The sequence below is a fragment of the Flavobacterium sp. RSSA_27 genome (assembly GCF_051547125.1).
GTDB lineage: Bacteria > Bacteroidota > Bacteroidia > Flavobacteriales > Flavobacteriaceae > Flavobacterium.
This window is the reverse complement of record NZ_JBPTTN010000002.1, coordinates 290,879-303,748: the sequence shown is the minus strand read 5'-3', so window position 1 is coordinate 303,748 and position 12,870 is coordinate 290,879. Positions and strand designations below refer to the sequence as shown.

10 protein-coding genes are annotated in these 12,870 nt (G+C 33.7%); 6 read left to right on the top strand and 4 right to left on the bottom strand.

All coding sequences use genetic code 11. The features are described from left to right. The first annotated feature begins 10 nt into the window (after positions 1-10). The 3 genes from ACSVH5_RS04200 (at position 11) to ACSVH5_RS04190 (ending at position 3,315) form a co-directional block, all read left to right on the top strand. Positions 11-1,315: an amidohydrolase family protein gene (locus tag ACSVH5_RS04200; protein ID WP_438060208.1), complete on the top strand. Its 1,305-nt coding sequence runs from the start codon at positions 11-13 to the stop codon at positions 1,313-1,315. Between the two features lie 5 nt (positions 1,316-1,320). Next, positions 1,321-1,698, top strand: coding sequence for a PH domain-containing protein (locus ACSVH5_RS04195; RefSeq protein ID WP_438060207.1), 378 nt, complete (start codon positions 1,321-1,323; stop codon positions 1,696-1,698). A gap of 291 nt (positions 1,699-1,989) precedes the next feature. After that, positions 1,990-3,315, top strand: coding sequence for an ammonium transporter (locus ACSVH5_RS04190; RefSeq protein ID WP_438060206.1), 1,326 nt, complete (start codon positions 1,990-1,992; stop codon positions 3,313-3,315). 849 nt (positions 3,316-4,164) lie between these two features. Here ACSVH5_RS04190 and ACSVH5_RS04185 read toward each other — a convergent pair. Next, positions 4,165-4,863, bottom strand: coding sequence for a DUF1826 domain-containing protein (locus ACSVH5_RS04185; RefSeq protein WP_438060205.1), 699 nt, complete (start codon positions 4,861-4,863; stop codon positions 4,165-4,167). 163 nt (positions 4,864-5,026) lie between these two features. After that, entirely contained in the window at positions 5,027-6,121 is a 1,095-nt protein-coding gene (ychF, locus tag ACSVH5_RS04180) for a redox-regulated ATPase YchF (protein ID WP_438060204.1), read from the bottom strand. Positions 6,122-6,358: 237 nt separating this feature from the next. Between ychF and ACSVH5_RS04175 the strand changes: the two genes are divergently transcribed. Together ACSVH5_RS04175 and ACSVH5_RS04170 are read left to right on the top strand one after the other, a co-directional pair. After that, positions 6,359-9,010 carry a TonB-dependent receptor gene (locus tag ACSVH5_RS04175; protein ID WP_438060203.1) on the top strand — a complete coding sequence of 884 codons (2,652 nt, stop codon included), beginning with the start codon at positions 6,359-6,361 and terminating at the stop codon, positions 9,008-9,010. Between the two features lie 89 nt (positions 9,011-9,099). Next, positions 9,100-9,846 (top strand): class I SAM-dependent DNA methyltransferase, encoded by a 747-nt coding sequence (locus tag ACSVH5_RS04170; RefSeq protein ID WP_438060202.1) that lies wholly within the window; start codon positions 9,100-9,102, stop codon positions 9,844-9,846. A 20-nt stretch (positions 9,847-9,866) separates the two neighbouring features. On the opposite strand, the gene ACSVH5_RS04165 is transcribed toward ACSVH5_RS04170, so the two are convergent. Next, positions 9,867-11,030, bottom strand: coding sequence for a hypothetical protein (locus ACSVH5_RS04165; protein ID WP_438060201.1), 1,164 nt, complete (start codon positions 11,028-11,030; stop codon positions 9,867-9,869). Positions 11,031-11,245: 215 nt separating this feature from the next. Next, positions 11,246-11,596 (bottom strand): 4Fe-4S dicluster domain-containing protein, encoded by a 351-nt coding sequence (locus ACSVH5_RS04160; RefSeq protein ID WP_438060200.1) that lies wholly within the window; start codon positions 11,594-11,596, stop codon positions 11,246-11,248. A gap of 134 nt (positions 11,597-11,730) precedes the next feature. Between ACSVH5_RS04160 and ACSVH5_RS04155 the strand changes: the two genes are divergently transcribed. Next, positions 11,731-12,792, top strand: coding sequence for an acyl-CoA reductase (locus ACSVH5_RS04155; protein WP_438060199.1), 1,062 nt, complete (start codon positions 11,731-11,733; stop codon positions 12,790-12,792). The last annotated feature ends 78 nt before the right edge of the window (positions 12,793-12,870 follow it).

The window sequence follows — 12,870 nt, the reverse complement described above, 5'->3', positions numbered from 1 at the left end:
TGTAAACAAGATGAATAAAAAAATAGCACTTTTATGGGTTGCACTAAGTTGTTCTACCCTTAGCCAAGCCCAACAAATACCTGCACCACCACAATCTCAATCAGTACTCATTCTCAATGCAACAGCACATTTGGGAACAGGTGAAGTGATAGAAAACGCAGCCATAGGATTTAAAGATGGAAAAATTAGTTTAGTGGCCAATGCGCAACAAATTAAAATAGCCCAAGGAGCCTATGACACCACCATAGACGGAACTGGTAAACACGTGTATCCTGGTTTTATCGTACCCAATTCAACACTAGGATTAGTTGAAATTGATGCCGTTAAATCTTCGGATGATGAAGAAGAAATTGGAAATTTCAATCCAAATGTTAGAAGTATTATTGCTTATACGGCTGATTCAAAAGTAATTGAAACCGTTCGCCCCAACGGAATTTTGATGGCTCAAATCACCCCAAGAGGAGGAAGAGTTTCTGGTACTTCTTCTATAGTCCAATTGGATGCATGGCATTGGAAAGATGCTCTAATAAAAGAAAGTGATGGTATTCATATCAATCTCCCTGCTACCTTCAGAAGAGGGGGTTGGTGGGCTGAACCAGGATCGATAGAACCTAATAAAGATTACTCAAAACAAGTAGGGGAATTGAATGCCTTTTTCAAAAGTGCCAAGGCGTATTTAGCTGGATCATCTGATAGTCGAAATCTTGTGACCGAAGCTACCAAAGGGTTATTTGATGGAACTCAAACCTTATTCATTCATGCTGATGAAGAAAAACAAATTGTAGATGGTATTCAGTTAGCTTTAGAAAACGGCATTAAAAAAATAGTAATTGTTGGAGGTTTTGAAGCCTATAAAGTAGCTCCACTATTACAAAAAAACAATATTGGAGTCTTCCTTAGAAGAGTGCATGACATGCCTACCAATGAAGATCAAGATGTGAATTTACCTTATAAAATGGCAAAAATACTAACCGACAAAGGAATCATAGTTGGCTTAGAAAATAGTGGAAGTAAAGAACGAATGAGTTCAAGAAACTTACCTTTTCTGGCGGGGACATGTGCAGCCTATGGTTTAGATAAAGAAAAAGCGTTGCAATTAATCACACTAAACACAGCTAAATTACTGGGTATTGACCAACAATGTGGCTCCTTGGAAGAAGGCAAAGATGCCACTCTTTTCATCTCAGAAGGTGATGCTCTTGACATGAGAACCAATAAATTAACCCATGCCTTTATTCAAGGGAGAATGATTAGTTTAGCCACACATCAAACGAAACTTAGTGATAAATACAAAGCAAAATACAATCAAAAATAAAAATCATGGGACTATTTAATGCCATACTAGGAAATGCCGCGGAAGTCACTATTGAAAGTGCTTCAAAAGAATTCGAACCTCTATTAATTGAAGGTGAAGTCATTGAAAAAGCCTTTCGATTACTAAAAGACATGTTTGTTTTTACGAACAAAAGACTCATTTTAGTTGAAAAACAATTAGTAGGTTCCAAAGTGGACTACTTGTCTATCCCTTACAAGAATATCAAAAAATTCTCTAAAGAAAGTGCTGGTTTATTGGACATGGATGCCGATTTAAAAATTTGGTTAAATAATGAACCCCATCCCATTACGAAACAATTTGGTAAAGGGAGCAATAATATCAACGAAGTCTATCGTATTTTAAGCGAACATACTTTAAAATAGATTCCCTTTTTTCTTGTAATAAAATGAGGTGCCTTATTCAATAAGATACCTCATTTTTTTTTTATTCAATTCTAGTATGCCATTTACACTTTGCATCAATCACAACAACATAATACACAATTATATTTTTAATAAAAAACAAAAAATGCGCAATTATTAAACACATACCCATAATTTAAATAGGGGTAAAATAGTAATTTGATAAAAATTTAATTTAATAATATTATTTTTAAGGGGGTATAGATTCATTTTTTTATTTTTACCCCATAATTAACCAAAAAACCAAAAACTATGCGTAAAATTATTTTGAGTGTGATTCTGATCACAATTTTAGTAGTATCCATTTTTTCCATTTACTTTCAAACCGAATCCACCACTTTAGGAGCCCATATAGTGGCCCTGAAATTAGATACAGGCGATACCGCTTGGATGATTGTTGCTTCAGCATTAGTATTACTCATGACTCCTGGCTTGGGCTTTTTTTATGGTGGTATGGTTGGCAAAAAAAATGTTATTAGTACCATGTTACAAAGTTTTATGGCAATGGTTATTGTAACTGTATTATGGGTTTTGGTTGGATTCGGATTATGTTTTGGACCTACAATAGGAGGAATCATTGGAGATCCATCAAGCAACTTCATGTTTCAAGGAGTAAATGCATCTACAGCCTGGGAATTAGCACCAACCATTCCATTTATATTGTTTGCCTTCTTTCAAGCAAAGTTTGCGATTATCACACCCGCATTAATTACTGGTGCTTTTGCTGAACGTGTTCGTTTTTGGGCTTACTTGTTATTTATGGTATTGTTCATATTATTCATTTATACCCCTTTATGTCATATGACTTGGCATCCTGACGGGTTATTCTTCGGATGGGGAGTATTAGACTTTGCTGGAGGAACTGTAGTTCACATGAGTGCAGGTTGGGCTGCTTTGGCTGGAGCGATGTTCTTAGGTAAAAGAAAAGTTCAAAAAGTTAACCCAGCTCGTATTACCTATGTATTATTAGGAACTGGTTTATTATGGTTCGGATGGTTTGGATTCAATGCAGGTTCTGCTGTTGGAGCTAGTGGTTTAGCCGCTCAAGCCCTAGGAACAACTACTGTTGCTGCCGCTGCCGCTGCCATGGCTTGGGTTTTCTTAGACAAAATATTAGGACACAAATTATCCGCAATGGGTGCTTGTATTGGCGCAGTTGTCGGATTGGTTGCCATAACACCAGCGGCTGGATTTGTTACTATCCCACACGCTATTGCTATTGGTATTATTGCTAGTATTATTAGTAATTTTGTTTGTAGCAAATTCCCTAAAGGTAAAATTGACGATGCCTTAGATGTATTTGCATGTCATGGTGTAGGTGGAATGGTAGGAATGCTTTTAACGGGTGTTTTTGCTTCAAAATCAGTCAACTCAATTGTTGGCGACAACCAAGGATTAATCTTTGGTGATGCTACCCTATTCTTAATCCAATTGAAAGCCTTAGTATTAGTATCTCTCTTTGCTTTTGCTGCTTCGTATGCTTTATTCTTTATCGTTAACAAAATCACTCCTTTACGTGTAAGTGAAGATAAAGAAGAATTAGGTTTAGACATTACGCAACACGGAGAATACCTATAAAAAATACCCGTCCCAAATTAAAAAATGGCTGTTTCTTTTGAGACAGCCATTTTTTTTCATTGATCCTCACTTTAAGTTGCAACCAAAATATAAAGTTCAAATAAGCTATTACTGTTTTATTAGTTTTACTGTTTTCTGGTTAGTACCTTGGTAAATGATTGCAATATTACTATTATGAATACAAAATTTACAAAAGTTGAATCATGTATCCCAATTGTATCCAACTTTTCGATGAAGAGAACATTTAATCCTTTGAACGGCATGTTCAATGTTTAAAAATCAACTTTACCGACTTATGATAGGTTGAAACCCATAAAAACTTTAATCCCAGAATCCGCATTAGATTTCGTAGCGAAACTGAATTACCCAATAAAAGCAAGAGTTTACGGACTGTTTTTTAAGAAAAAAAACAACGTTCAGCAAATACCTATGTACAATAAATACCAATGAGCTACTACTTTTGTATTTTGAACCCAGAATCCGCATTAGACTTCATAGCGAAACTGAATTACCCAATAAAAGCAAGAGTTTACGGACTGTTTTTAAGAAGAAAACAACGTTCAGAGAATACCTATGTTAGATATATACCAATGAGCTACTACTTTTGTATTTTGAATTTAAAAATAGGAGAATCAAGCGTAGCGTATCTTGAACTCCTCTCAAAAAATATAAACTCGTGAAAAAAGTTCTTGGTTTTGAAGAAGAAATTCAGATAATAAACCACTATTGTTCCTTTGCTACAAATAGGGTATTTGTAAAGGATAAAATTTGGATATCCAAAAGAGTCAGCACTTATCTCAAGAACCAGAGGATAGAATTAAAAAATGACGTTGTCTTAACAGTTTGTCACTAACAAATCAACAACAAACGATATTCTCCTTCATTTTCTTTAGGTGCTCTGTGAATACAAGGTAGCACTTGTTGTTTAGGATGATCTACTGCTAGGCGCCAAAGATGTCCAATTCCTAAATTGATCGGTTGAGCATTGGGTTTGGCTTGATAATGCAGATCAAAATAGTTTTCCTTTAAAAAATCTTCAAATTCCTCAGGTGGACCTTGATGTAAAGTTTTAAGTTTTTTTCTAATTTCTGGAATTAGAGTTTTCTGCTCTGCTTCATGATTTGGAATAATATCACTGGCCGCTCCGTAATAAGTACATAAAAATGTATCTGTAGCAATGGGAGAACGATCTACATGATAGGAATACACATCTGTTGAGATGAAATCCAATTCATCGTCTCGCTCATAGCATTTCAATAAATTAAGCGAGGGAGAAGCTCCAAAATTGGCTAATAGCTGTAAATCATTCAAAATAATTTCTCTTGCCCTATTCCCTCTTTCTGATAGTTGCAATGCCAATAGATCTTCAGGAAGAATTTCAGTTATATTGTCTTTGAGTTGCAGTTGACTTACAATTGCTGCAAAATCACCTTCCAAATTTCTGTGCCAACACAAGGCATTCATTACCCCTTTAAAATCTGTTGTTACTAGATCCTTAAATGAAGAAACCCTACCAATTTGTTTATTTCCAGATAATGCATTGCTCATAAAACTAAATTAAAATGTAAATGAATTTTGACTACAAAAATAGGAAATTCATGGATTAGCCTTGGTATTAACTTTTTACAACAAGCAATGCATTGCTAATCAAAAAAAAAAAAAAAACCGAGCAAATTGCTCGGTCTATAGTGTATGTACTACCCAATCAGGATTATACATTAAATCTAAAATGCATGACATCACCATCTTTCACTACATATTCTTTTCCTTCTACTCTGAACTTACCGGCTTCTTTACATTTAGCCTCAGAACCGTAGTGTACAAAATCCTCATAAGAAATTACTTCGGCACGAATAAAACCTTTTTCAAAATCGGTATGAATAACCCCCGCCGCTTGTGGAGCGGTTGCACCAATAGTAATTGTCCAAGCACGTACTTCTTTTACACCGGCTGTAAAATACGTTTGTTGTTTCAATAATTTATAAGCTGCACGAATTAACACCGAAGCACCTGGCTCTGTTAAACCCAAATCTTCCAAAAAAACCTGGCGTTCTTCATAGCTTTCCAATTCGGTGATATCAGCCTCGGCTCCTACAGAAAGAACAATTACTTCAGCTTCTTCATCTTTAACCAATTCTCGAACTTGATCTACGTATTGGTTTCCATTCACAGCCGAACTTTCATCAACATTACACACATACAAAACTGGTTTTGCCGTAATCAATTGAAAACTTTCCATCAAAACTTCTTCATCGTGATTTTGAGGCGTAACGGTTCTAGCAGACTTAGCTTGTAAAAGTGCTTCGCGGATTCTATTCAATAATGCTTCTTCAGCTTGAGCTTCTTTATTTCCAGTTTTTGCAGCTCTTTTAACTTTCTCCAATCGTTTTTCGATGGTTTCTAAGTCTTTTAACTGCAATTCGATATCAATAGTTTCTTTATCACGAATTGGGTTCACATTTCCGTCAACATGCACAATATTGTCATTGTCAAAACAACGCAAAACATGAATAATGGCATTACATTCTCTAATATTTCCTAAGAATTGATTTCCCAAACCTTCTCCTTTACTAGCGCCTTTTACCAATCCGGCAATATCTACAATATCCACAGTAGCCATTTGCACGCGTTCTGGTTTCACCAATTGTTCTAGTCTTTCAATTCTTGGATCTGGCACATTCACCACACCAATATTGGGTTCGATGGTACAAAAAGGGAAGTTTGCACTCTGCGCTTTGGCATTTGACAAACAATTGAATAAAGTTGATTTTCCAACATTAGGCAAGCCTACAATTCCTGCTTTCATTTATAAAAATAAATTTTAATTAATAGAATAAAAAATGCCTAAAAAAAATAATAAGCAATTTCTAACATTTTGATAGTAAATAAAATGCAAATATAAGTTTAATAAAATGGATTTAAAGTCAAAAAAAAACAATTAACAATTATCACATTTTTTTTAAAAAAACCATTAAATATCACAGTAGTATTAAGAAATAATTATATATTGCAAGCAAATATTAACCAAAAAACCAAATTATTTATGAAAAAATTAAGTTTAATATTATTCTTGTTATGCTCTTTTGTAATGCTAGCACAAAAAGAAGTAACTGGAGTAGTAAAAGATTCTGGAGGCAATCCACTTCCAGGAGTGAATGTAACTGAAAAGGGAACAAAAAATGGTGTTTCCACAGACATGGACGGAAAATATAAAATTAGAATCAATGAAGATTCGGCTTTAATTTTTAGTTATGTAGGCTATACTACAGTAACTAAAACTACTTTAGGAACCGTTCTTAATGTTACACTATCCGAAGAAGGAGGTCAAAACCTTCAAGAAGTTGTAGTGACAGGAACTAGAACTGCACCAAGAAGTAACACTACTTCAGCGCTTCCTATTGATGTTTTGTCTTCTAAAGATTTGGTATCCACAGGACAGGCTACCTTCGACAAGGCGTTACAATACAAAATACCGTCATTCAACACTGTACAAACTCCTGTTAATGATGCAACCTCTTTACTAGATCCCTACGAAATCAGAAACATGGGACCAAGTAGAACTTTAATCTTAATCAATGGAAAACGTAAAAATTTAAGTTCTTTAGTATATGTACAAACCTCTCCAGGACGTGGAGAAACTGGAGCCGATATTTCTGCTATCCCAACAGATGCTATCGAAAGAGTAGAGATTTTACGCGATGGTGCTTCTGCTCAATATGGATCGGACGCTATTGCTGGGGTAATGAACATTATTTTAAAGAAAAACAACAATTCTGGAGCTGTAACTTTAAGAAGTGGAATTACTTCTGAAGGGGATGGAGAAATGTTAGGCGTAAGCATTAATAGTGGAACAACAGTAGGTGAAAAAGGATTTTTAAACTATACCTTAGATTTTTCTAAAGTAAATTTAGCCAACCGTCCAGGAAAAGTTGATGCTGCTGGTGAGGCTGGAGATTTTGGCGCAAACCTTTCTGATGTGCAAGCTTTTTTAGCTAAACATCCAGATGCAGGAAACATTAATGGATCTCCTGAAACTACTGCTGCTAAATTTTTAGTAAATGGAGGAAAAGATTTGAGTGACAATACGCAATTGTATTACAATGCTGCCTATGTTTACAAAAAAGTAAATTCTTTTGCTAACTACAGAACACCTTATTGGAGAACTTTAGATCCTTCAAATCCTTATTTAGCTGATTTCTTTGGAGACGGAACAGCTGCTTCTTACCAAGGATATGTACCCACTTTTATTGGTGATTTGAACGATTATAACGGAACTTTAGGTTTTAAAAATCAAACCAACGGATGGAATACTGACGGAAGTATTACTGTAGGTGGCAACAGCCAAGTGTATACAGTAACCAACTCTCAAAACAGATCTGATTTGAAAGATGCTGCTGGCAACAATATATATAAAGAAAACTCTCCAATTACCTTTAAACCTGGAGGGACTAAATTCAATCACATCGTTGGAAATATTGATGTTTCAAAAAATTTATCCGACAAAGTGAGTATTGGTTTTGGATCTGAATTCAGAACAGAATCTTTTGAGGTTATAGAAGGAGATAGAGCTTCTTGGGAAGGTTTAGGAGCAGACTCTTTTGCGGGCAACAGACCTGAAAATTCAGGAAAATGGAATCGTTATAACTTAGGTTTCTATGGTGATATTGCTTTTGATATCACAGAAGACTTTTTAGTAAACGGAACTTTACGTCACGAAGAATATAGTGATTTTGGAGGAGCGACAGTTTGGAAATTAAGCACTCGTTATAAATTTTTAGATGATAAAATCACCTTAAGAGGATCTGTATCTACTGGTTTTAGAGCACCTACTTTACACCAAATTTACACTCAAAAAGCACAGTATTCTTTCGTGGCTGGACAAGGTATACAATTGAGCGGAATCATCAACAACGTTTCGCCACAAGCACGTATTTTAGGAGTTCCTAGTTTAAAAGCAGAAAACTCTACCAACATTACAATTGGTTTAGGTGCTAAACCTTCTAAAAATTTCAACTTTACAGTTGATTATTACAACATCAAAGTTGAAGACAGAATTGTTTTAGGAGACCGTCAGGATACACAATTTGGAAATGTAGCTTGGTTCTCCAATTCATTCGATTCAAGAACCTCTGGATTGGATGTAGTAGCCAATTACAACAATTTAGAAATAGGCTCAGGAAAATTAGGTTTCAACTTATCGGGTAACATTACTTTCCAAAATGAAAGAATATCAGATGTTAGAAATAACTCTTTTGGACCAATTTTAGACGCCTTGACTTTTACCTCAAGACCTGATACAAAATGGATCCTTGGTGCAAACTATGAAATTGGAAAATTCGGTTTCTCTCTTAACAATACTTATTTTGGAAAAACCACATTTAAACAAGACGGTATGAGTAATGATTTAAGAACTGAATTCATTCCTAAAATTGTAACAGATTTGGGTATTAATTTTAATGCTACAGAGAAACTTACTTTAGCTTTAAACGTAAATAACTTATTAAATGTATTGCCAGAATGGGAATTCAAGGCAGAAAATGCTGCAGGTCAAGCGATCTTAAACGATCCTGCACAAAGAAAAACACAATTCAATTTGATTACATTCAACGGTCGTTATTCTCAAATGACTTATGATGGGTATCATTTTAGCCAATTAGGCACAATGCTTAATTTATCATTAAATTATAAATTCTAATAAATTGAAAATTAGATTAAAAAAGGGTTGTCATTTGGCAACCCTTTTCTTTTAAAATTCATTAAATTTAATCCTCAAAACAAATAGTTATGGCTGAGCTATATAATGATAAAATGGCTGGTATTTACGACGCCATGTACCAAACCTTTATTGATTACAATGAAGAGTATAAATTGTATAACAATATACTACAAAAACATCATTGTAATTCTGTTCTAGAGCTAGGTAGCGGAACTGGCAATCTTGCTCTTCGATTTTTTGAAAACAATCAAAACTATTTGGGATTAGATGCTAGCGAAGACATGATAGCGATAGCCCAAAAAAGAACTTCGAATAGCACCTTCATTCATGGTGATATGAGAGAATTTGTACTAGAAAACCCAGTGGATGCCATTCTAATCACAGGACGATCAACAAGTTATTTAATTTCAAACGAAGATGTATATTATTGCTTTGATTCCGTTCATCAAAACCTAAACAACGAAGGTATATTTGTGTTCGATTTTATCGATGCTAACCGCTACATTCCTTATACCGAAGACAACCAAAGCATCCTTCATGAAGCTATTTGCGATGGCATTACACATTACCGAGAAAGCAATTGGAAACTTACCTCAGCAGATAATTTTTTAATGGAATGGACCGCAACTTATTACACGATTCACAATAATGAAAAAGAAATTATTGCAGAAGATTTTTCAACCGTTAGGGTATTTACTTTAAACGAAATACAGCTGTTTCTTTATAAAAAAGGTTTTGAAATCCTTGAAATTATGGATAGAAAAACCTATGCCTATGATACGTATGTAATTGTAGCCAAAAAGAAAAAAAACTAAAAAGTAAGACATTAGGGAAACTACATTTTTTTCTCAATAAGTGCAATGATTCGTTGCTCTTCCTCTGTTGTTGCTAAACCTGAAAAATCCCAATAATTTGATAGAATACTATTCCCCTTGTTCATTAAAGCCTTATTTTTGAAAACTTGAGGCTCTCTATAGGTGTAATTTTGATTGCTAAAATTGGTCGTTACTAAATAGTTTCTGACTTCTATGTTTTTTGTCTCTTTCTTATACACTTTCTCGAATCCGATTTCTTCTTTGGAACTTACTAAAAAATAATTAGTATCCTCAACACGGTAGGTAGTTTTGAAATTAGATTTATAAATGTTTTTTGCTCCTATCTTATTGTTCGCTATATTTCTTGACAAACTTACATCAGAAATTTTAGAGCTCACTTCGATAATCAATTTTTTATCATTATCATAGATAATTTTAAATTCATCTAGCAAACCTTTGGAGTTATCTAAAGGAGTGGCTGTAAGCACATAATAGGCATTATTTTCAGAATAGGATCGCACTAAGAAATAGTAATTATCCTTAGCTTTTGGATCTAAAATTGGTGCTAAATACTTAAAGGTATAATAATTTTCCATGATATTATTCAAGTTATACCCTAATAAATCAGCACTTACATCGTCCTCTAACACCCCAAAAGAACGATTTTGCTCCACTAAAATAGTTGAATTAATTTTTTTTTGATCACCTACAATTTGAAAATTAAGCAAGCCATCAGTATAATACGAGTAAACATCATTTAACTTAAAAAATTCTCTACAATATACTTTTAAACGAGCAGGAACATTAAATTTTTTGATAGAATTTGCGACAAGCGATTTTAAAAGTTTTTGAGGATGCTGGCGAGTTACAACTAATTCATCAAGATTATTCAGACTACTTTTTAAATAAATCACATTGCCATTTTGTTTAAGAGTGGCCGGTCGAACAGTCATTTCAACATAGGAAGGATGAGAAAACTGAATATTTGAATTTCCGTTAATCATAAAACTAACTTCCCCTTCCTTATTGCTAAGGAGAATTTGTTTGGTTCGAGCTACCAAAACAGTAACATCTTCGATTGGAAGTTGGGTATCGATATCTTTAATCACCAAAGTTCTTTCTGTTTTCTGAGCTACCATCGGAATGCTAGAAACTAATAAAAGAACAAAAAGAATATTCTTCATCAAAAGGAATTTATATCTGATAACTAATTAAAAAAAATAGTTCTATAAAAATAGAAAAATAGTTAATATAAACACTATTTACAATTAAATAAGTTAAAAAACGCCGATTTATTTCGTTTTTTTTACCAATAAACAAAGCATTGTAAAACTTGATAGATACAAAAAAAGATCTGAGAAACACCCAAATCTTTTTAAACTTATTCCAACGGTTTTGCTTATTCGTTATGCAAAAACGATTGTCTATTCAACAAGGTTTCTTCATCCTCTACGTGATTATCATCAGGTATACAACAATCTACTGGACAAACAGCAGCACATTGTGGTTCGTCATGAAACCCTTTACATTCGGTACATTTTCCTGGTACGATATAGTAAACTTCGTCAGAAATTGGCGTTTGTGGTGCATCAGCATCAATTTCTGTACCGTCTGGTAAAATTACTTTTCCTTTCAACTTGGTCCCATCTTTATAACGCCAATCGTCAGCGCCTTCATAAATTGCTGTATTTGGACATTCTGGTTCGCAAGCGCCACAGTTAATGCATTCGTCTGTAATAATGATTGCCATCTTTAACTAAATTTTTTAATTAAAATTTAAATAATTGTTTTACTATTTTTAAAAAAAAACAACTTTTGTCTTTAGCTTCTAAAAAGCTTATTTTTGTGCAAAATTACAATCAAAAGATTTCATACACAAGCAATATGACATTAGAAACAAAAAAAAGTAAATTTGTTGAATTAGGAAAATTCTTAGGACAATTTCGATCATTCGAGCATCCTATTAAAGATACTGTAGAGGGTAATGCGCTTTTTTTCGACGAATGTCTTAGCCTGATTGCGCTTTCACAATCACATAATGGTTGGTACACACCAGAGCAAGTTTGTTTCGCTTTTCAATCTTGGTCTAAAGCATTGACCAAAAAAAACTTAGATCAATGGCTTTCAAAATATGAGTTTACAGAAAAACATCCCAAAACCATTGCTTTAATTCTAGCAGGAAATATTCCTTTGGTTGGTTTTCATGATTTTTTATCAGTATTGATTTCTGGGCATAGAGTAATGGTAAAAACTTCTTCTAGTGATCAATATTTACTACCATTTCTTGCTAAATATTTACTTCACATTGCTCCTGAATTCAATGACAAAATTACTTTTGTTGAAGGGAAATTAGAGAATTTTGATGCTGTTATTGCTACTGGCAGCAACAACACGGCTCGTTATTTTGACTATTACTTTAAAGACAAACCTTCCATAATAAGGAAAAATAGAAATTCTGTAGCCATTTTAACCGGACAAGAAACCCGAGAACAACTCGAAGCTTTGGGTGAAGACATATTTCGCTATTTTGGTTTAGGTTGTCGAAACGTTTCAAAACTTTTTGTTCCAAAAAACTATGTTTTTGACGCTTTTTTTGAGGCTATATTTAAATACAAAGATGTAATTGAATACGAAAAATACGCCAATAACTACGATTATAATAAAGCCGTATTTTTAATGAGTAATTTCAAACTATTAGATAACGGATTCTTAACTATTAAAGAAGATTTTGGATATAGCTCCCCTATTTCGAGTACCTTTTATGAATATTATGATGATTTAAACGAAGTAACCCGTCGATTAGAAGAGGATAATGAAAAAATACAATGCATTGTATCCAACAATTTGACTCCAAATAGTATTCTATTTGGAATGACTCAAACACCTGAATTATGGGATTACGCAGATAACATAGATACAATTTCATTTTTATTAACAATAAAGTAAAAATTTGTCTTATTATTTCGAATAATTCAGCTTGTTTTCTGTTATGATTGCCGAAATTTGCATTTTAAATTTCGGACA